At 30.9% G+C, this 21,435-nt stretch carries 21 protein-coding genes; 15 read left to right on the top strand and 6 right to left on the bottom strand.

The window, feature by feature from the left end:
• Positions 1–192 precede the first annotated feature (192 nt).
• Positions 193–1,167 (top strand): D-alanine--D-alanine ligase, encoded by a 975-nt coding sequence (locus tag V8G69_RS08400; RefSeq protein ID WP_394881390.1) that lies wholly within the window; start codon positions 193–195, stop codon positions 1,165–1,167.
• A gap of 18 nt (positions 1,168–1,185) precedes the next feature.
• Positions 1,186–1,641 carry a pantetheine-phosphate adenylyltransferase gene (gene coaD, locus V8G69_RS08395; RefSeq protein WP_394881389.1) on the top strand — a complete coding sequence of 152 codons (456 nt, stop codon included), beginning with the start codon at positions 1,186–1,188 and terminating at the stop codon, positions 1,639–1,641.
• A 6-nt stretch (positions 1,642–1,647) separates the two neighbouring features.
• Here coaD and V8G69_RS08390 read toward each other — a convergent pair whose 3' ends face one another.
• Positions 1,648–3,270, bottom strand: coding sequence for a SulP family inorganic anion transporter (locus V8G69_RS08390; RefSeq protein ID WP_394881388.1), 1,623 nt, complete (start codon positions 3,268–3,270; stop codon positions 1,648–1,650).
• A 96-nt stretch (positions 3,271–3,366) separates the two neighbouring features.
• On the opposite strand from V8G69_RS08390, the gene V8G69_RS08385 reads away from it, so the two are divergent.
• Positions 3,367–5,106 (top strand): M14 family metallopeptidase, encoded by a 1,740-nt coding sequence (locus V8G69_RS08385; protein WP_394881387.1) that lies wholly within the window; start codon positions 3,367–3,369, stop codon positions 5,104–5,106.
• Here the strand turns inward: V8G69_RS08385 and V8G69_RS08380 are convergent.
• Entirely contained in the window at positions 5,098–5,679 is a 582-nt protein-coding gene (locus tag V8G69_RS08380; protein WP_394881386.1) for an NUDIX hydrolase, read from the bottom strand. The genes V8G69_RS08385 and V8G69_RS08380 overlap by 9 nt on opposite strands.
• A gap of 130 nt (positions 5,680–5,809) precedes the next feature.
• Here V8G69_RS08380 and pyrE point away from each other — a divergent pair, with 130 nt between their 5' ends.
• A complete protein-coding gene (pyrE, locus tag V8G69_RS08375; protein WP_394881385.1) occupies positions 5,810–6,454 on the top strand; it encodes an orotate phosphoribosyltransferase in 645 nt (214 codons plus the stop codon).
• Between the two features lie 45 nt (positions 6,455–6,499).
• On the top strand, positions 6,500–6,895 hold the full coding sequence (locus V8G69_RS08370) for an SRPBCC family protein (protein ID WP_394881384.1): 396 nt from the start codon (positions 6,500–6,502) through the stop codon (positions 6,893–6,895).
• On the opposite strand, the gene V8G69_RS08365 is transcribed toward V8G69_RS08370, so the two are convergent.
• Positions 6,892–7,623, bottom strand: a complete 732-nt coding sequence (locus V8G69_RS08365) for a biotin--[acetyl-CoA-carboxylase] ligase (protein ID WP_394881383.1) — start codon at positions 7,621–7,623, stop codon at positions 6,892–6,894. The two genes, V8G69_RS08370 and V8G69_RS08365, sit on opposite strands and share 4 nt — an antisense overlap.
• A gap of 93 nt (positions 7,624–7,716) precedes the next feature.
• On the opposite strand from V8G69_RS08365, the gene rsfS reads away from it, so the two are divergent.
• The 7 genes from rsfS (at position 7,717) to V8G69_RS08330 (ending at position 13,167) form a co-directional block, all read left to right on the top strand.
• The gene (rsfS, locus tag V8G69_RS08360) at positions 7,717–8,088 is read left to right on the top strand and encodes a ribosome silencing factor (protein WP_394881382.1); all 372 of its coding nucleotides are present in this window, start codon (positions 7,717–7,719) and stop codon (positions 8,086–8,088) included.
• A 6-nt stretch (positions 8,089–8,094) separates the two neighbouring features.
• A complete protein-coding gene (gene ftsH / locus V8G69_RS08355; RefSeq protein ID WP_394881381.1) occupies positions 8,095–10,035 on the top strand; it encodes an ATP-dependent zinc metalloprotease FtsH in 1,941 nt (646 codons plus the stop codon).
• A gap of 115 nt (positions 10,036–10,150) precedes the next feature.
• A complete protein-coding gene (locus tag V8G69_RS08350) occupies positions 10,151–10,759 on the top strand; it encodes an LUD domain-containing protein (RefSeq protein WP_394881380.1) in 609 nt (202 codons plus the stop codon).
• Between the two features lie 55 nt (positions 10,760–10,814).
• The gene (locus V8G69_RS08345; RefSeq protein WP_394881379.1) at positions 10,815–11,636 is read left to right on the top strand and encodes a phosphatidate cytidylyltransferase; all 822 of its coding nucleotides are present in this window, start codon (positions 10,815–10,817) and stop codon (positions 11,634–11,636) included.
• Entirely contained in the window at positions 11,626–12,282 is a 657-nt protein-coding gene (locus V8G69_RS08340; protein WP_394881378.1) for a phosphatidylserine decarboxylase family protein, read from the top strand. The genes V8G69_RS08345 and V8G69_RS08340 overlap by 11 nt, the downstream gene beginning before the upstream one ends.
• On the top strand, positions 12,275–12,541 hold the full coding sequence (locus tag V8G69_RS08335; RefSeq protein ID WP_394881377.1) for an acyl-CoA-binding protein: 267 nt from the start codon (positions 12,275–12,277) through the stop codon (positions 12,539–12,541). Before V8G69_RS08340 ends, V8G69_RS08335 begins: the two co-directional genes overlap by 8 nt.
• 38 nt (positions 12,542–12,579) lie before the next feature.
• A complete protein-coding gene (locus tag V8G69_RS08330) occupies positions 12,580–13,167 on the top strand; it encodes an SET domain-containing protein (protein ID WP_394881376.1) in 588 nt (195 codons plus the stop codon).
• Positions 13,168–13,195: 28 nt separating this feature from the next.
• Here V8G69_RS08330 and V8G69_RS08325 read toward each other — a convergent pair whose 3' ends face one another.
• Together V8G69_RS08325 and V8G69_RS08320 are read right to left on the bottom strand one after the other, a co-directional pair.
• The gene (locus tag V8G69_RS08325; RefSeq protein ID WP_394881375.1) at positions 13,196–14,392 is read right to left on the bottom strand and encodes an NlpC/P60 family protein; all 1,197 of its coding nucleotides are present in this window, start codon (positions 14,390–14,392) and stop codon (positions 13,196–13,198) included.
• A gap of 45 nt (positions 14,393–14,437) precedes the next feature.
• Positions 14,438–17,068 carry a valine--tRNA ligase gene (locus tag V8G69_RS08320; RefSeq protein ID WP_394881374.1) on the bottom strand — a complete coding sequence of 877 codons (2,631 nt, stop codon included), beginning with the start codon at positions 17,066–17,068 and terminating at the stop codon, positions 14,438–14,440.
• 186 nt (positions 17,069–17,254) lie between these two features.
• Between V8G69_RS08320 and V8G69_RS08315 the strand changes: the two genes are divergently transcribed.
• Entirely contained in the window at positions 17,255–17,680 is a 426-nt protein-coding gene (locus tag V8G69_RS08315; RefSeq protein WP_394881373.1) for a DUF1573 domain-containing protein, read from the top strand.
• A gap of 58 nt (positions 17,681–17,738) precedes the next feature.
• Here V8G69_RS08315 and V8G69_RS08310 read toward each other — a convergent pair whose 3' ends face one another.
• Positions 17,739–19,079 (bottom strand): aspartyl protease family protein, encoded by a 1,341-nt coding sequence (locus V8G69_RS08310; RefSeq protein WP_394881372.1) that lies wholly within the window; start codon positions 19,077–19,079, stop codon positions 17,739–17,741.
• Positions 19,080–19,207: 128 nt separating this feature from the next.
• On the opposite strand from V8G69_RS08310, the gene V8G69_RS08305 reads away from it, so the two are divergent.
• A complete protein-coding gene (locus V8G69_RS08305; RefSeq protein WP_394881371.1) occupies positions 19,208–20,398 on the top strand; it encodes a pyridoxal phosphate-dependent aminotransferase in 1,191 nt (396 codons plus the stop codon).
• Entirely contained in the window at positions 20,398–21,411 is a 1,014-nt protein-coding gene (gene murB, locus V8G69_RS08300) for a UDP-N-acetylmuramate dehydrogenase (RefSeq protein WP_394881370.1), read from the top strand. Before V8G69_RS08305 ends, murB begins: the two co-directional genes overlap by 1 nt.
• The last annotated feature ends 24 nt before the right edge of the window (positions 21,412–21,435 follow it).

Below are 21,435 nucleotides of genomic sequence, written 5' to 3'. Positions count from 1 at the left end.
CTAAACAAATTTATGTTTCTAAAAATTAATTAGTTTAATTATAGTTTTTATAATATACGGTTGTCAACCCTAAAAAAGTTTAAAAAAGTTGAATTAATTTTTTCTTGTTGCTATCGTTTGGAATAAATAAATGATATTTTTACAGAACGCTTTTTTAAAGCTATTATTTGATTTAAAAAACCTTTTTACCACATGAAAAAAAACATTGCTGTCATTATGGGAGGCTATTCAAGTGAATATAAAATCTCCTTAAAAAGTGGAAACGTTGTTTATGAAACTTTAGATTCATCAAAATACAACCCATATCGTATTCATATTTTTAAAGATAAATGGGTTTATGTTGATGCTAACGATAGTGAGTTCATAATAGATAAAAACGATTTTTCGGTTACACTAAACAACTCAAAAATTACATTCGATTGCGTTTTTAATGCTATTCATGGGTCTCCTGGTGAAGACGGATTTATGCAGGCTTATTTTAAATTATTGAACATACCACAAACCAGTTGCGATATGTATCAGGCAAGTTTAACTTATAACAAACGTGATTGTTTAAGCACATTAAAACCTTATGGAATTAAAACTGCGGAATCATTTTATATAAATTTAGGTGATGAAATTGATGCAGATGCCATAGTTAAAAAAGTAGGATTGCCTTGTTTTGTAAAAGCCAATAAAGCTGGTAGTAGTTTTGGTGTTTCAAAAGTTTATAAAAAAGAAGCGTTACAAAATGCCATTGATGTTGCCTTTAAAGAAGATGATGAAATAATTATAGAATCGTTTTTAGATGGTAAAGAAGTTTCCGTTGGAGTTATCACTTATAAAGGAGAAACCAAAGTACTACCTATTACAGAAATTGTAAGTGAGAACGATTTTTTTGATTATGAAGCAAAATATCAGGGTAAATCAAATGAAATCACACCTGCCAGATTATCAGAAGAAGAAGATACTAAAGTTACCAAAGTTGCAAAACAGGTATATGAAGTATTAAAAATGAAAGGGTTTTCAAGAAGTGAATTCATTTTTAAAAATGGCGAACCACATTTATTGGAAGTAAATACAGTTCCGGGTTTAACAAGAGAAAGTATATTACCACAACAAGCTGCCGCTGCAGGAATTAGCTTGAGTGACTTATTTGACAATGCTATTGAAGAAGCTTTAAAATAAAAATCGTAATTTTAAATTATGAAAAAAGCACTTTTTCCGGGTTCATTCGATCCTTTGACTTTAGGCCATTACGATATCATTAAACGTGGTGTTGAATTGTTTGATGAAGTTATTGTTGCAATAGGTATTAATTCCGATAAAAAATACATGTTCTCTTTAGAAGAACGTCAACAATTTATTGAAGAAGCTTTTAAAGAAGAACCAAAAGTAAAAGTGGTTACTTATGAAGGTTTAACCGTGCAATTCTGTAAAGAAATTAATGTGCCATTTATTTTACGAGGCTTGAGAAATCCGGCTGATTTTGAATTTGAAAAAGCCATTGCTCATACAAACAGACGCTTATCTAAAATTGAAACCGTTTTCTTATTAACTGCTGCCAAAACATCCTACATAAGTTCAAGTATTGTAAGAGATGTTATTAGGAATAATGGCGATTATACCGTTTTGGTTCCTGATAGTGTTAGGGTGAAATAATCTAAATTACAGTTTATATTCTCCCAATCCTTTTGTAAATGCTTCAGGGTTTTCAGCCAAATGATATCTTGGATCATCAATATCTTCTACAATCACTTCTTTAAACTTTGGACTTGATTTATAGAGTAAAACTTTGCAGTCTTCACTTAAATGTTTCAGTTTTATAGACTTTCCTTCAGCTTCATATTTATTAACTAAATTAAAGATAGCTTCAATAGCAGAATGGTCACTTATACGTGATTCCACAAAGTCGATTTCTACATTTTCTGGATCATTTTTTACATCAAACTTATCATTAAATGCAATGATGGAACCAAAAAATAGCGGTCCCCAAATTTCATACACTTTAGTTCCGTCATCGCGCATTCTCCTGCGTGCTCTGATTCGCTTTGCATTTTCCCAAGAGAATACCAAAGCACTCATAATAACACCTGAAATAACTGCAATTGCTAAATCAAAAATAACTGTCAAGGCAGATACTGAAACCAAAACGATCACATCGCTTAATGGTATTTTATTTAAAATTCTGAAACTACTCCAAGCAAAAGTTCCAATTACTACCATAAACATAACTCCTACCAATGCTGCAATGGGCACTTTTTCTATAAGCCCGGATGCAAACAAAATAAAGGTCAGCAAAGCTAGAGAAGCTACAATACCCGACAATCTTCCTCTTCCTCCACCTTTTATATTAATAAGTGACTGACCAATCATGGCACAACCTCCCATACCTCCAAAAAATCCAGTAATAATATTGGCTCCACCTTGTGCTAAACACTCTCGGTTTGTATCACCTCTGGTTTCGGTTAATTCATCTACCAAGTTAAGCGTCATTAAAGATTCTATCAATCCTATGGCCGCCAAAATCAAAGCATAAGGAAAAATGAATTTTATGGTTTGAATGTTAAATGGCACTTTATTAAAAATATCCCACTGAAATTGTGGCAGTCCTCCTTTTAAACCTTCTCCACCACCATCTCTGATAAAGCTACCAACAGTTGCCACATCTAATTTTCCAAATATAACAATGGCAGAAACCACTAGAATTGCTATTAATGCCTCAGGTAATTTTTTGGTGATTTTTGGGAGCCCAAACATTATTGACATAGTTAAAGCCACCAAACCAATCATAGTCAAAAGTTGTTGCCCTTGCATCCAGTTTAATTCTCCATCATCAAAAACCATAAACATTTTTAACTGCGATAAAAATATCACAATAGCTAAACCGTTTACAAAACCCATCATTACTGGATGTGGAATTAATCGAATAAATTTTCCAAGCTTTAAAAACCCTGCCAACATTTGAATAATTCCCATTAAAATAACGGTTGCAAATAGATAATAAAGTCCTAGATTTTCTATCTCAGGATCCATGGCATTTCCTTCAGCAACCAAAGCAACCATAACAACGGCCAAAGCTCCCGTAGCTCCGCTTATCATTCCCGGTCTTCCTCCAAAAACTGCAGTAATAAAACCAATCATAAAAGCTGCATACAAACCAACCAAGGGATCTACACCTGCCACAAAAGCAAATGCAACAGCTTCTGGCACTAAAGCCAAAGCCACAGTTAATCCACTTAAAATATCATTTTTAGCATTAACTGTTTGCTTTCTAATAAATTCTGTCATCCTTTTTTTTTGAAGGGGCAAATTTACAGTTAATATAGAAATGACCAAGTCTTAATTTGTTTTAATTCCTTAATTTTGAACACTAAAACGTTTGAAATGAAATTATTTTCGGTTACTGCCCTTTTTCTTTTCATAGCATCTTGCAATTCTTCACAAAAAAAAATCCATTTTGATTTTGAAACCCAATTTGAAAAATCAAATGGATTAGAAACTGCAACCTATGAACAAACCATAACCTACTATAAAAATTTAGCGGAAACATATCCTGAAATTTCAATTGAAGAAATTGGAGAAACTGATTCAGGAAAACCTCTTCATCTGGTTACTTATAATCCTGAAAAGGAATTTGACTTTAAAACGATTAAAAAATCTAAAAATATATTATTAATAAATAATGGGATTCATCCGGGAGAATCTGATGGTATAGATGCTACCATGATGCTATTTAGAGATTTAGCAAACGGAACAATTATATCACCAAAAAAGACAGTTTTAGCAACCATCCCAATTTACAATGTTGGTGGCAGTTTAAATAGAAATTCAACCACAAGAACCAACCAAAACGGCCCTAAAGAATATGGTTTTAGGGGTAATGCCAGAAATTACGATTTAAACAGGGATTTTATTAAATGTGATACCAAAAACGCAAAAACATTTGCAAAGATTTTTCATTTGGTAAAACCCGATGTTTTTATTGATAATCATGTAAGTAACGGAGCTGATTATCAATATGCTTTGACACATTTATTTACGCAACACGATAAATTAGGTGGAAGTTTAGGTAATTATATCCATACAGAAATGATGCCTAAATTAATTGAAAAATTAGCTAAAAAAAATTGGGATATCACTCCATACGTAAATGTTTTTAATAAAGTTCCAGAATCTGGATTTACTCAATTTATGGATTCTCCAAGATATTCCACAGGATATACTACGCTATGGAATACATCAGGAATGATGGTAGAAACCCATATGTTAAAACCGTACAAACAACGTGTTGAAGGAACTTATGAACTCATGAAAAGTATGATTGAAATAACAGAAGAAGATAACGAAACTATTGCCTTATTGCGAGAAGGATCTTTTTATAACTTTCTTCATAACTCAAAATATCCATTAAACTGGACTGTAGATTCAACTAAAACTACCACTTTAAATTTTAAAGGTTTTGAAGGTGAAACCATGATAAGTGAAATCACTGGTTTTCCAAGATTAAAATACAACAGAAACAAACCTTTTACAAAACCAGTAACCTATTACAATTATTTCAAACCAACTGACTCGGTTAATATTCCTAAAGCCTATATTATTCCACAAGGTTGGCACAATATTATTGATTTACTAAAATTGAATGAGGTTGAAATGAGTCGATTTGAAAATGATTCCACAATGACTGTTGAAACTTATAAAATTGAATCTTACGAAACTGTAAAAACCCCTTTTGAAGGTCATTATTTACATTACAATACAACTTTAAAGGCAAAAACAGAAAAAATCACATTTGTTAAAGGTGATTATATAGTAAGAACAAATCAACCTGCTGTTAGATATCTTTTAGAAACACTTGAACCACAAGGACCTGATTCATTTTTTAATTGGAATTTTTTTGATACTATTTTGCAACAAAAAGAAGGATTTTCACCTTATGTTTGGGAAGATTTCGCTTTAGAATTACTCAACAACAACCCGGAATTAAAAAAGGCTTTTGAAATAAAAAAGAACACTGATGAAAGTTTCTCTAAAAATTGGTATGCACAATTAAATTGGTTGCATCAACAAAGTGAAAATTATGAAAAAGCACACATGCAATACCCAGTTTACAGGTTAAATTAACAATTTAATATTAGCATATGAGTTTTCAAGAGCTTCAATTGTTTGCTCTTCATTTAACCATTCAACCTTTGTAATACCTTCTTCTTCCTGAGCATATAAATAGCCACTAAAACTGGTTTTCATTTCAAACCAGTAAGTAACTTTTATTCTATGTTTACCATTTCGCTTAAAAATATGGTAAGTGGTTTCTAAAGGTTTTACTATCTCCAAACCATTAACGCCTGTTTCTTCAGTAACTTCTCTTATCGCCGTACGTTCAATAGATTCATTTCCTTCAATTTTACCTTTAGGCAAATCCCATTTATCATTTCTGTATATAAATAGAATATCACCTTTATCATTGAAAACTTTTCCACCTCCAGCTATAACGTTTGGCAATTTTTTTAAAAACTTTTTAAGTAATTTATCAGGGTCTTTATGAATAAGTCTAACCTCTTTTAAGGAAGTGTTATTCAATTCTTTTATCACTTTTCCAATATGCACGGTATTAAGCAAATAATTCTTAAAACCAATTTCTTGTTCAACTTTAGTTGTTAAAACGATAGGTTTGTCGTTTACAAAAACTTTATACATGAGTTGTATTTAACAATTACAATTTGGTAAAAATATCATTTTTCGTTTCAAATTAGCAATTGTTGAAAAAAATATTTTAATTCATTAACTAGCATTACAAAAAACTAATTTTATATGTAATTTTGTGTCTATGATTTTTAACAAAGAAACTGCCAGAAAAACTGCTGAAGTTTTATTGCAAGTAAATGCTATAAAACTTAGCCCTAAGAAACCATTTACTTGGGCTTCTGGGTGGAAATCACCCATTTATTGTGATAACCGAATTATTTTATCTTTTCCGCCAATAAGAAATTACATAAGGGAAACCATGGGAAAAGAAATTGAAAAAACTTACGGTAAACCTGACGTAATAGCTGGTGTTGCTACAGGTGCCATTGGAATTGGCATGTTGGTAGCCGAATATTTAGGATTGCCTTTTATTTATGTTAGACCAGAAGCTAAAGGTCATGGAAGAATGAACCAAATTGAAGGTTTTGTTGAAAGCGGACAAAATGTTGTAGTAGTTGAAGATTTAATAAGTACAGGAAAAAGCAGTTTAAATGCCGTAAAAGCATTAAAAGAAGCAAAAGTTAATGTAAAAGGAATGGTTGCAATTTTTTCTTATGGGTTTGACGTTGCTACTGAAAATTTCAAAAAAGAAAACATAACACTCAACACATTAAGTAATTACGATATATTATTAGAACAAGCCTTAGCAACCAATTATATTGCGCAAAAGGAATTGAAAACTTTATCTGCTTGGAATTCAAATCCTAGCGAATGGAACGCTAATTGATATAGGTTTAAACATCAATTTATATCGTATTAAAAAATTAAAAAAATGAATTTAGAATCTCCAAAAATAAATGTAGGCAAGTCATCTCAAGAGGTATTTGATTTTTTATCAGATATTAAAAACTTTGAATCCTTAATGCCAGAAAATATAAGCAAATTTGAAGTATTAAGTGAAGACACTTTTTTATTTGCATTAAAAGGTATGCCTGAAATTGTCCTTAAAAAAAAGGAAGTGATTCCGCCAAATAAAATTATTCTTGGTGCTGCTGGTGGAAAATTGGATTTTTCATTAATTGGAAACATACAAGAAGTAAATGAATCATCAAGTGAAGTTCAATTAGAATTCAATGGCGATTTCAATCCAATGATGGCCATGATGATAAAAGGCCCAATAAGCAAATTCATTGAAACACTAGCAACAAGTATCCCAAAATCAATTTAATATAAAAGCGTAATTTCCTTTAAGTCAAACTCTTTTATAATATTGTCTTCAAGTAAAACCTGAAGATTTCCCGATTCAGTTACTTTTTTTATAATACCAGAAAATAAAGACCCTTCAACATCAACAAATGTTGAGGGCTTGTCTTTTCTGAACAAAAAAGATTCATATTCTTTATTTAAATAATCATACTCTTGTTTTCTTAAAAGCATAAAATAATATTTTAAATACTTCATCAAAACATGCAATACTTCATCAAGGTTAAATGTTTTTCCAGATAATAATTTAAGTGAAGAGGCTTTAGGCAATCCCTCGAAATCAGTTTGGTTAACATTTAATCCTATGCCAATAATGGTAGCTCTAAAACTATTTTGTTTTATGACATTTTCTATTAAAACACCACAAATCTTTTTGTCTTCTGACAAAATGTCGTTAGGCCATTTTATACTTAATTTTGGTATAGAAAAACTTTGCAATGCTTTAATTAGTGCTAAAGAAATAGCCATGCTAATATAAAAAGGATGCTCAATGTATAGTGTAGAAATATCTTTAAACACGCTAGCTGTTAGGTTTTTAGAGCTTTCAGAATTCCAAACGGTACCCATTTGTCCTCTACCTTGTGTTTGAAACTTAGCCATAACAACCGTGTAATCTACCAGAACATCTTCACTAGAAAGTGTTCTTAAATAGCTGTTTGTTGAATCAATGGCATTAAGTTTGATTATATGCATTAACTAGTTATTATAGTGATATACAATCTTATGAATAATTAAAGTATAAAGAACTAAAAAAAATAATAACTTTGCACAAATTAAATAAAATTAATGGCGAAAGAAAATATAAGCGCAGACCAACTAATATCGGTAATAATAAGTGGCATTGAAGATGTTAAAGGTAATGAAATAAGCATCCTTGATTTAAGAGAAATAGAAAATACGGTTTGTGATTACTTTATAATTTGTGAAGGAACTTCAAATACACAAGTTAACGCCATTTCTAATTCTATTCAAAAAAAAGTAAGCAAAGTGCTAAAAGATCATCCATGGCATGTTGAAGGAGAAGATAATGCTGAATGGATTTTGTTAGATTATGTAAATGTTGTTGTACACGTATTTCAAAAACACATCAGAGATTATTATGACATTGAAAGTCTTTGGGGTGACGCAAAAACAACACTAATAGAAACGAGTTATTAAGAAAGAATGACAAACGATAAAAAAAATATAAAAGATAAAAAACCAAAATTTAATCCTTACTGGATTTATGGTATAGTTATAGCCATTTTTTTAGCTATTCAATTATTTAGCAATGTTGGTTATCAAGACGGTAGTACAACAAACCCAACGCAATTTTTAAAATTTGTTGCTGATGGCGATGTTGAGAAAGTAGAAATTGTAAATAAACGTATTGCAAAAGTATATCTAACAAAAGAAGCTGAGCAAAAAGAAATCCATAAAAAATCAAAGCCCAGCACTTTAATCCCTACTGCTTCAAGATTGCCAAATTATAAATTTGAGTTTGGAGACTTACAGATTTTCCAAAACCAATTGAATGAGGTAATTAAAGAAAAGCATCTTGATTTAACCCCAGTTTATATAACAGAAGACAACTTTTTTGGTGATTTATTAATTGGCATTCTTCCTTTTATACTTCTTATTGGGGTATGGATATTTATTATGCGTAGAATGTCTGGAGGAGCTGGCGGAGGAGCTGGTGGCCAAATATTTAATATAGGAAAATCAAAAGCGAAGCTTTTTGACCAAAATACTGAAGTAAAAACAACCTTTAAAGATGTTGCTGGACTTGAAGGTGCAAAAGAAGAGGTTCAAGAAATTGTTGATTTCTTAAAATTTCCAGAAAAATACACAACTTTAGGAGGAAAAATACCTAAAGGAGCATTACTTGTAGGACCTCCAGGAACAGGAAAAACATTACTCGCAAGAGCAGTAGCTGGTGAAGCTAAAGTGCCCTTTTTCTCATTATCTGGTTCAGATTTTGTTGAAATGTTTGTTGGTGTTGGAGCTTCTAGAGTTCGTGATTTATTCAAACAAGCCAAAGAAAAATCACCTTCAATAATTTTTATTGATGAAATTGACGCCATTGGTCGTGCCAGAGGAAAAAATGCCATGTCTGGAAGTAATGATGAGCGTGAAAATACCCTTAACCAATTATTAACCGAAATGGATGGTTTTGGAACTAATACAAATGTAATTGTACTTGCTGCAACAAACAGAGCCGATATTTTAGATACTGCTTTAATGCGTGCCGGGCGTTTTGATAGACAAATTTTTGTTGATTTACCAGATATTAGAGAACGTAAAGAAATTTTTGAGGTCCATTTACGCCCACTTAAAAAAGCAAAGGATTTAGATCTTGATTTTCTTTCAAGACAAACACCTGGGTTTTCTGGTGCAGATATTGCAAACGTTTGTAACGAAGCTGCTTTAATTGCTGCTAGAAATGGCAAAAAAGAAGTAGATAAACAAGATTTTCTTGATGCTGTTGACAGAATCATTGGTGGTTTAGAAAAGAAAAATAAAATCATAACTCCTAATGAAAAAAGGGCAGTCGCATTTCATGAAGCCGGACACGCAACCGTAAGCTGGATGCTTGAACATGCTGCTCCTTTAGTAAAAGTTACTATTGTTCCTCGTGGAAGATCATTAGGCGCTGCTTGGTATTTACCTGAAGAACGACTTATAGTTCATCCAGAACAAATGCTTGACGAGATGTGCGCAGCATTGGGTGGAAGAGCCGCTGAAAAAGTTATTTTCAACAAAATTTCTACAGGTGCTCTAAGCGATTTAGAAAAAGTGACCAAACAAGCAAGAGCTATGGTTACTATATATGGTTTAAGTGACAAGGTAGGAAACTTGACTTATTATGATTCATCTGGTCAGAATGAATATGGTTTTACTAAACCTTACAGTGAAAAAACGGCTGAATTAATAGATAAAGAAATTTCAGATTTAATTGAAACACAATATTTGCGTGCCATAAAACTTCTTGAAGACAATAAGGACAAACTTACTGAACTTGCTAATGTTTTATTAGAGAAAGAAGTTATTTTTAAAGATAACCTAGAGAAAATTTTTGGTAAGCGAGATTTCAATAAAGAGGAAAATGAAGCAGTTGTCGAATAAATTATAACAATTTTCAAAAACCTATTGTAAAAATCTTAAATTAATCGTATGGTTAGTTTAAGATTTTTTATATTTGAAAAACTCGAAAGAAAACTGAGTTAATAGCAATACCTGAATGAGTCTTTTTAGAAAAATATTTGGTTCTATATCTGATAAAAAAGAAGAAGAATTAAAATCTAGTGAGCGTGGTAAATACATGCCGGAAATTAAATTACCAATAGATGAAAAGTTTACCATAAACTTTAAAGCTAATGGTGGTAAGTTTCTGTATTGCGAAGATTTGGATGAAATTTTTGAAAGCTTAGAAAACATCGTTCAAGAAAATAAATGGGAAGATAAAAAGACATTTTTTTTTGATAAAAATTTAAAAAGCAGATTTAAAGAAACAGGTTTAATTGTGACCGACAAATTAAGTGATTCAACAATTTTTATTACCACTTGTGAAAACCTAATTGCTAATGATGGTTCATTACTTATTTGTTCAAATCAAATTGCAGAAAAAAAGCTTACAGAACTTCCTGCAAACTTTATTGTATTTGCAACAACTAGTCAAATAGTTGAAAATATTGGAGAAGGCCTGCGTGGTATAAAAAATAAAAACAAACAAAAAATACCTACAAACATTACTACCATTAAACATTTTAAATCTTCAGACGAAAAAGACTTTTTAAGCTATGGAAGTAGCTCAAAAAATTTATATTTGTTGCTTCTTGAAGATCTTTAATTATTAATATTGCATTACAATTCGCAAACCGGCACAATAAAACAAATCACTTCAAATGAAAGATATTTTAATTAGAGCACTTTCTGGTCTGTTTTATGTTTTGCTTTTAATTGCTTCGCTCTATAATTTACAAACTTTAATTGCTTTATTTTTTGTTTTTGGAATTATATGTTTATTTGAATTCAATAAACTTATTCAATTAAAAAGCATCATTCCGTATTTCATATTTATAGCACTGTTTTTTGTTTTTGGATACACACAACTTAACATAAATGCAACTAAAGGATTAGATGAAGCCACACAAATTCTCATGGTTATAACCATATTTGTTGAATTGTTTTTAATAAAAGACTTGTTTTCAGAAAAGACCATTCCATTATTTATCTCAAAGCGATTTATACTCACTACCTTTTATATTTCTAGCTCTTTCGTTTTTTTGATTTTAATTGCAAACTACTTTAAACCATACAATCCCAGTATATTATTAGGCTCTTTTATATTAATTTGGGTTAATGATACGTTTGCCTATTTAGTTGGTAAGAACTTTGGAAAGCAAAAATTATTTGAAAAAATTTCTCCAAAAAAAACTGTCGAAGGTTTCTTGGGCGGGTTGTTTTTTTCATGCCTTGCTAGTTATTTTATTGCTACCTTTACAGAAAGTTTAAGCTTTACAAATTGGCTAATATTAAGTATCATTATTAGTGTTTTTGGGACTTTAGGAGACCTAATAGAATCGAAGTTTAAAAGGCAAGCAAATGTTAAAGACAGTGGAATGATTATGCCTGGTCATGGAGGTTTATTAGACCGTTTAGACAGTATTATTTTCGCTGCACCATTTATATATTTATTTTTAAGAATTACACTATATGTTTCATAAAGAAGGACATAAAATCATATTTACAACATTTATATTTGTTATAGTTTCATTTCTGCTTATTGATAAGTTTATCCATATAACATGGCTTCAAAACTGTTTATGGTTTGTATTTTTCGGTTTTTTAATACTTATACTTCAATTTTTTAGAAACCCTAAAAGAAACACAGTTCTTAATGATAAGCAAGTTATTTCGCCAGTTGACGGAAAAGTTGTAGTTATTGAAGAAGTGTTTGAAAAAGAATATTTTAAAGAAAAAAGACTACAAGTTAGCGTATTTATGTCTCCAATAAATGTGCATGTAACACGTTATCCAATTAGTGGAAATGTGATATTTAGCAAATACCACCCTGGAAAATACTTGGTTGCATGGCATCCAAAAGCAAGCGAAGAAAATGAACGAACAACTGTAGTGGTTGAAAACAAAACTTACGGAAAAGTATTATACAGACAAATAGCAGGAGCCTTAGCAAAACGCATTGTTAATTATGCAAAAAACAATGATCAAGTTACTCAAGGCACAGATTCAGGTTTTATAAAATTTGGTTCAAGAGTAGATTTATTTTTACCTTTAAACACTGAAATAAAAGTAGAGTTGAACCAAAAAGTTCGTGGTGGAGAAAGTGTTATTGCTGAAATTAATGACTAGTAAAGATTTAGATAAAGAATTTCAAGAGGCTGTTAATCGTGTTAATGAGCACACAGAACCTTTTCCTGCCGATTTTTTACTACGATTATACGCTTATTATAAAAAGGCCACAAATAATTATAGCAGACCTGGAAGTAAAAAACCTATAATAAATGCCTTCAAAACCAATGCTTTATTTCAAATTAAAGATATTACTCCAGATGAAGCCAAAACCGCTTACATTGAGTTAGTGAATAATTATTTTCTTTACAGAAAATAGTTTTTATTTCCAGTAAAATTCAATAAAACATATCGTGTATGATTCACCCAAAAACTGAACTTAAATTTATAAACAACGACATTGGGTATGGTGTTGTTGCTACAGAATTTATTGCAGCAGGAACTATTACTTGGGCGTTAGACAAGCTAGACAGAGAATTTAGTCCTATGGATTTTCAAGCTATGGATAGTATTTATCAAGATATTTTAGACACTTATACCTTTAGGAATAATAACGGAAACTTAGTGCTTTGTTGGGACAATGGGCGTTTTGTAAATCATAGTTTTAACTCAAATTGTCTTAGCACTGCTTATGATTTTGAAATTGCTATAAGAGACATTCATCCAGGAGAACAATTAACAGATGATTATGGCTACTTAAATGTTTCTAAGCCATTTAGAGGCATTGATGAAGGCACTAAAAGAAAAGTAGTATATCCTGATGACTTATTGAAATATTCAAAAATATGGGATAAAAAACTGCTTAAAGTTTTTTATAAAATACCAAAACTTGAGCAACCCTTAAAACCATTGATCTCTGAAGATATTTGGAATGAAATTATTGCAATTTCTGAAAAGAAGAAAGAGATGGAATCTATTATTAATAACTTCTATTCAGAAAAATAGAATTCTCTGATAAAACTATTTTAATTTCTCAATCTTTAAAAACTGGTGTTTTTATTAAATTTAGCAACGCATCATCTTCACTATTTATTATTCTTTTTGAACGCAAATATCTATTTAAATTATCAGAATCAAAGTTTGGAGAATTCTTATCAATGCTGCTAATTCTTACCTTTCCTGAAGAGTGAATAAACTCATTGTTACCAATCCACATACCAACATGAACGACTTTTTCGATAGTAGAATCGGTCGCTTTTCTACCAAAAAATAATAAATCTCCGGGTTGCAATTGATCAAATTTTTTGGTTTCATCAGTTAATTGACCCGTATTAACTTGTTGTGAAGCATCTCTTGGAATTACCATGCCATTTAAAAAATAAACTGTTTTTGTAAAACCACTACAATCTACTCCTTTTGTTGATGTTCCTCCCCATAAATATGGCAATCCCATCAGTTTTTTTGATGTAGCAATTAAAGATTCTGCTGTTGGTTTGGTGTTTTTCAACCAATCATCATATAATTGCGCTTCATTTTTAATTACAAAAGCAATTCTATCATCTGGATATTTTACCTTAAAAAAATCTTTTTCTTCCTCTAAAAGCTCTAAAATACTACCAGCGACAATATCAGAAACTACTTGAGATTGACTATCTGGTTCTGAATAAGTGCTACCAACAATATTTGTGTAAATAATTTTAGGGTGAGATTTCCATGTTGACATTTCTTCAGATGACATTGGTATAATACCTCCATCATCTACCCAAGCCAAGTATTTGTCTGGTGTTTGAATTAATGACCAATTTCCCTCTTTTTTAAGTACTTTAACTGGTGTGCCTAATGTTGCCTGTGTTGCTAATTCTGCGGAATGTTTTGGATTACTTCTTAAGTTAGCCACAGAAATGGTAACCAAGCCAAAGGTTTTACCATTTAAGTTTTTTGAAGGCAGTATATGAATACTATCAATAAAATTGATATTCTCGGCTTTTAGCTTCTCTTTTAAATCGGCAACGGCTTCAGGTAAATCACTTTCACCTTTTAAAAGATATGTTTCTTTTTCTTTTTCAAATTCCACATTAAACAAAGCCACTCTTTTGTCTGGAGCATATTTAACCTTAATTGCTTCTAATTTACCACTTAATAAATCTACTTTTTCTGCATTATGTTTACAAGCCGCTAAAAAAAATAGCCCGAAACATATTAAAATTATCTTCAGAATGTTTTTATTCATTTTAAAATTTATTAAGAATTGAGCTTAAATAAAAGTCCAATTAATTTATTTCAAACTTGCTAAGCTAGCTTTAATAGTTTCAATTTTCGCTAAAGCATCTGCTTCCTTATTTCGTTCATTTGTAATAACTTGCTCAGGAGCACCAGCAACAAATCGTTCGTTAGAAAGTTTCTTTTGAACCGATTTTAAAAAGCCTTCGGTATAATTTAACTCATCAGTAAGTTTTTTAATTTCAGCTTCAACATCAATTGCACCAACCATTGGAATAAAATATTCGTTTGATTTTACCCTGAAAGTTAAAGCGCCATCAACTGGATTGGTTGTGTAATTGATAGATTCTAAATTACCCAATTTAATAATGACCTCATCAAAAGTTGATGCAGTATTTTCATTATTAATTACAGAAAACCGAATGGTATCTTTAAAAGGAATATTTTTTTCTTTTCTTATATTTCTAATACCTGAGACTACACCTGAAGCTAAATCAAATTCAGAAATTAGATTTTTGTCATAGTTGCTAAATTTTGGCCATTTAGAAACAATTAAAGCTTCTTGTGGAGTTCTTTCTGAAATATATTGCCAAATATCTTCTGTTAAAAATGGCATAAATGGATGTAGAATCTTCAAATTATTTTCCAAAATAGAAATCGCAGCTTTATAGGTAACTCTATCAATAGGCTTTTGATATTCTGGTTTTATCATTTCTAAAAACCATGAACAGAAATCATTCCAGATTAACTTATAGGTTTCCATTAACGCATCACTGATTCGGTATTTTCTAAAATGATCTTCAATCACCACTAATGTTTCCTGAAACTTGGCTTCGAACCATTCTATTGCAATTTTTGAAGATTCTGGTTGTTCAATATCGGCTATTTCCCAACCTTGAATTAGTCTGAATGCATTCCAGATTTTGTTGGCAAAACCTTTTCCTTGTTGGCATAAAACTTCGTCAAATAACAAATCATTTCCGGCAGCAGAACTCAACAACAACCCAACCCTAACTCCATCAGCTCCAAACTCTTCAATAAGTTTTAATGCATCAGGAGAATTTCCTAATGATTTACTCATTTTTCTACGTTGTTTGTCTCGCACTAAACCAGTTAAATATACATTTTGAAATGGTTTTTCATCTCTGTATTCGTATCCAGCAATAATCATTCTGGCAACCCAAAAAAACAAAATATCTGGTCCGGTTACTAAATCATTGGTTGGATAATAATATTGAATTTCTTTATTTTCAGGATTTCTAATACCATCAAAAACACTTATTGGCCATAACCAAGACGAAAACCAAGTATCTAAGGCATCCGAATCTTGAACTAGGTTTGAACTAGCTAAGTTTTGGTTATTAGATTTTTCTTTTGCTAGTTTTAAAGCATCTTCAAGGTTTTCTGCCACTACAAAATCTTCCTTTCCATCGCCATAATAATAGGCAGGAATTTGTTGACCCCATAATAACTGACGCGAAATATTCCAGTCGCGGATGTTTTCCATCCAATGACGATACGTGTTTTCAAACTTTTTAGGGAACAATTTTACCTCACCATCTTCTAAAACTGCTTTAATAGCAGGTTTTACCAAATCTTCCATTTTAAGAAACCACTGATCTGATAATCGAGGCTCAATTACAGCTTTGGTTCTTTCGCTGGTTCCAACTTTATTTATATAGTTCTCTGTTTTAACCAATTGACCATTTTCCTCTATTTCTTTTTGAATTTCCTTTCTTGCTACAAAACGATCTTTACCTTCGTAATGCAGTCCAAAACTATTTAAAGTAGCATCTGCGTTAAAAATATCGATTACTTGAAGATTGTGTTTCTCTCCTAAAACCTTATCATTTTCATCATGCGCTGGTGTTACTTTTAAACAACCTGTACCAAATTCCATATCAACATATTCATCCTCAATAATTGGAATCACTCTATTACAAATTGGCACAATAGCCTTTTTTCCTTTAAGATGTTTAAAACGGTCATCATTTGGGTTGATACAAATGGCAGTATCACCAAAAATAGTTTCTGGACGCGTAGTTGCAATAGTTAAACTTTCATTAGTCCCTTCTACTTGATATTTTATATAGTATAATAAACCTTGTTTTTCTTCATAAATAACTTCTTCATCAGAAAGTGTTGTTTTAGCTTCCGGATCCCAATTGACCATACGATAACCACGGTAAATCAAGCCTTTGTTGTACAAATCAACAAACACTTTAATAACCGCTTCACTCATGTCGTCATCCATAGTGAATTTGGTTCTGTCCCAATCACATGAACAACCAAGTTTTTTTAATTGCTCAAGAATTACGCCCCCATATTCATGTGTCCAATCCCAAGCATGCTTTAAAAACTCATCACGTGATAAATTATTTTTATCTATACCCTGTTCTTTAAGCTTAGCTACTACTTTAGCCTCCGTTGCAATAGACGCATGGTCTGTACCAGGCACCCAACAAGCGTTTTTACCTTGCAAACGTGCACGGCGAATCAATACATCTTGAATGGTATTGTTAAGCATGTGTCCCATATGCAATACGCCCGTCACATTTGGTGGAGGGATTACAATAGTATATGGTTCTCTTTCATCTGGTTCTGAATGAAAATAATTATGCTTCATCCAGTAATCATACCATTTACTTTCTACCTGACTTGCATCGTATTTAGATGGAATTTGCATACTTTGGAATAGTTTTTGAATATTGATTTGCAAAAGTACTTATATTTCTTTTTCTGTGAAAGCCAATATTTACTATTGACAAAAAATGATGTTGATAAAAAGCGTTAACAAATATGCATTTCATCTATTTTTTTTGCAGATTGTGGAAAAAGTAAGTATGTTTACTAACATTCTAAAATTTTTATGATGAAAAAAATAATTACTATTTTATTTATAGGTTTAATCAGCTTATCAATAAACGCTCAAGAAAAAGTAGCTAAGATTGAGTTTAAGACTGATACTGTAGATTATGGAACTATAGAAAAAGGCTCTGATGGTTTAAGGGTTTTTGAATTTACTAATACAGGAGATGCTCCTTTAATTGTGTCAAAAGTAACTTCTAGCTGTGGGTGTACTGTTCCAAAATGGTCTAAAGAACCTATTTTGCCTGGACAAAGAGGTGAGATTCAAGTGAAATATGATACTAATAGAGTAAATCCTATTAGAAAAACAATAACTGTTATTTCAAATGCTAATACACCTACTGTTGCCTTAAAAATAAAAGGTGAAGTTATTGATTCTAACAAAGAAAGTGTACTAGAAAAGAAGGATAAAAGTGTTGTTGAGCAGTAATATCTATTAAAGAAAATCAAAAAAGGGGCCTAAACAAATTTATGTTTAGACCCCTTTTTCATTCAAACAAATTTTCTAGATTGAAGTAGACAGCAAACACTTTTCCATCTCGTTCTATAGAAAGTTTTATTCTTGTACCTTCTTTATCATAAAATTTTTGCATTAAGTCTTGTAAGGTATATTGATGAGCTATTTTTCCGTTAATACTTAAAACAAGATCACCTACTTCTAAACCTGCCTTAAACGCTGGGGAGTTCTCTCTAATTTCTACAATAGTATAAACTGGCTTTAAAGTAAATTTGTAACTAGCATCAAAGACAATTCTATATGTTTTGCTACTAGTGTCATTAACCAAATCACCCTTATCTTGAACTATTTTATTATCAACCTCCTTAACTAATCTTACACCATTATGAGCTAACTCGATACCACTTTTATTATAACTAAAATCATGTTTAAAAAGACTATTCTTTTTGATAGTTAATGTTGCCATCTGGTAATTTACTATCATATTAAATCTTTTTAAAATGTTGCCTGCCAAACTTCCATTCCTTTCTTTAAATTGTTTGGCAAAAGAAATTGAAGTAGAATCAGGAAATGCCACATTTGCATTTTTAAGCACAAAGCCTTTTAACGAAAATTCATCTATTTTTGAACGCTTTCCGTAGACACTTCCACTTAAACCATGACCCAGAAAATCAGTAAAATATTTATTGCTATGCTTAATTCCTAAAGTTTCGTCTTCGAATAACCATAAGGCATCACTACCACCAGAATCTATGAGTAATTTTATTGGTATATCTCTATTTTCAATTTTAACAGAAGCATTAAGGTATGGTTTATTATTGTAAAACTCTAAATTAAGAGTTTCACACTTTTTACATTTTTTATAGTTAAATTTTTTTGGTTCGGTTAACCTTATATACTTATTTGAATAATTAATCTCTACCACTAAATCTTTAAATAAATCATAGCCTACAATGCCATGAATAGGAATTCCTAATCTTGGGGCAAAATTTATCTTTTCGTTAAATACTGCGAATAAATCTTGATTGAAATTTGTGGCGTCTCCTATCTCAAAAATATTATTTTTTGATTTTAAAGCCTCAACAGATTCTCCATCTCCCAAACCTCTTAAATAAATAGGCTCTGGATCTTTAATTTTTAAAGAATCTGATATATTTAAATAATTAAAAATAATAGTTTTGCTAACACCAGTATCTAATATAAAAGATAATTTAATTCCGTTGACTTCAACTGGTATTATAATTAAATTATTGATTAGCTGAAAATCAACTTTATCAGATTTATTTTTATTTTGAATAGTAAACTTTCCTTGATAAAATGCAAAGCTATTTAAGCAAAATAGTAATAACAATATGCTTAATATTTTTTTCATAAAAACAAGAGTTTTAACTTTAAGTTATCAATTTACAAATCCTTTTGCCACTTAATTCAAATATGCCTTTATTTTAAATAAACTTTAAGATAATTTTCTCAACTTTGTAGCCTATAATTTAATTTAAAATGCCAAAAATATCTAATAAAGGGCAACTGATGCCTCAATCACCAATACGAAAGTTGGTACCATATGCAGAACAAGCAGTTAAAAACGGAAAACAGATTTATTATTTAAACATTGGACAGCCAGATATTAAAACACCTGAAATAGCTCTAAAAGCGGTAAAAGAAAATACCCTAGAAGTATTAGCTTATTCAAGATCTGAGGGTTCTGAAACATATAGAAACAAAATAGCTGCTTACTATTCAAAAAAAGATATTAATGTAACTCATAACGATATTATTGTAACAACTGGAGGAAGCGAAGCTTTGCTATTTGCTTTTGGTAGTATTATGGATACAGACGATGAGATTATTATTCCTGAACCATTTTATGCAAATTACAATGGGTTTTCAACAGCATCTGGAATAAATATTGTTCCTGTGATTTCAAAAATTGAAAATAATTTTGCTTTACCTCCAATTGAAGAATTTGAAAAACTTATCACTCCAAAAACTAAAGCTATCTTAATTTGTAACCCAGGAAATCCAACTGGTTATTTATATTCTGTTGATGAAATAAAAAAACTAGCTGCTATTGTAAAAAAACATGACTTGTTTTTAATTGCAGACGAAGTTTATAGAGAATTTGCTTATGATGGCCATACGCATTATTCCATTATGCAGGAAGCTGGATTAGAGGAACATGCCATTATGATTGATTCTGTTTCAAAACGTTATAGCATGTGTGGTGCAAGAATTGGGTGTATTGTTTCTAAAAACAAAGCTGTTATTCAAACTGCTTTAAAATTTGCCCAAGCTAGACTTAGTCCACCAACTTTTGCCCAAATAGCAAGTGAAGCTGCTCTTGAAACACCTCAAAGCTATTTTGATGATGTTATTAAAGAATATGTAGAAAGAAGAAACATTTTAATGGCAGAACTTAAAAAGATTGACGGTGTAAAAGTTGCTGAACCAAAAGGTGCATTTTACTGCATTGTTGAGTTGCCTGTTAAAAATTCGGATGACTTTGCTCAATGGCTTTTAGAACATTTTGATCTAAATGGAGAAACCGTTATGGTTGCACCTGCAGCAGGATTTTATTCAACACCTGGTGTTGGTCTAAACCAAATTAGAATTGCATACGTACTTAAAAAAGAAAGTTTAATAAAAGCCGTAAATATTATTAAACAAGCTTTAAAAGTTTATAAAGATTAATGCAAATTCAAAATAACATATCTCTAAAACCATATAACACTTTTGGAATTGATGTTTTAGCTAAATACTTTGTTTCAGTATCAAATATTAAAGAGCTAAAAGATACTTTGTCTACAAAAGACTATCCAAACAAGCTTATTTTAGGTGGTGGCAGTAATATGTTGCTAACAAAAAATCAGGACAAATTAGTTATTCATGTAAACCTAAAAGGAATTGAAATCATCTCCGAAGATGAAGATTTTGTGTTTGTAAAAGCAAATGCTGGTGAAAATTGGCATCAGTTTGTACTTTGGTGCATGAACAAAGATTTTGGTGGTATTGAAAATTTATCTTTAATACCCGGAAATGTTGGAACTGCTCCAATTCAAAATATTGGTGCTTATGGTGTAGAGTTGAAAGATAGTTTTGTTTCCTGTGAAGCTTTGTCTATAGAGACTCTTGAAACCCATACGTTTTTAAAATCAGATTGTAATTTTGGGTACAGGGATTCTATTTTCAAACAACAAGAAAAGGGAAAATATATTATTACAAGTGTTACCTTTAAATTTACAAAGAATAATCATAAATTAAACGTAAATTACGGCACCATTACATCTGAATTAGAATCAATGGGGATTACAAATCCAACTATTCAAGATATTTCAAAGGCTGTTATTTCTATTAGAGAAAGCAAATTACCTAACCCAAAAGAAATTGGAAATAGTGGTAGTTTTTTTAAAAACCCTGTTGTTTCTAAAAATGAATTCGAAACCATTTTGCAAAATTTCCCCGATGCTCCAAGTTATTCAGTTTCAGAAAATGAAGTAAAAATACCTGCCGGATGGCTTATCGAGAAAACAGGTTTTAAAGGGAAAAGGTTTGGTGATTATGGTGTGCATAAAAACCAAGCTCTGGTTTTAGTGAATTACGGGAATGCAAAAGGGTCTGATATATTAAACCTTTCAAAATTAATTCAAAAAACTGTATTGCGACTTTTCAATGTTTCTATAGAAGCTGAAGTAAATATCTTATAATTTAAAAGAAATATCTAAATTTGA

The organism is Gaetbulibacter sp. M235 (assembly GCF_043876835.1).
GTDB lineage: Bacteria > Bacteroidota > Bacteroidia > Flavobacteriales > Flavobacteriaceae > Yeosuana.
The sequence above is the reverse complement of the archived record's forward strand: the minus strand, read 5'-3'. Positions and strand labels throughout refer to the sequence as shown.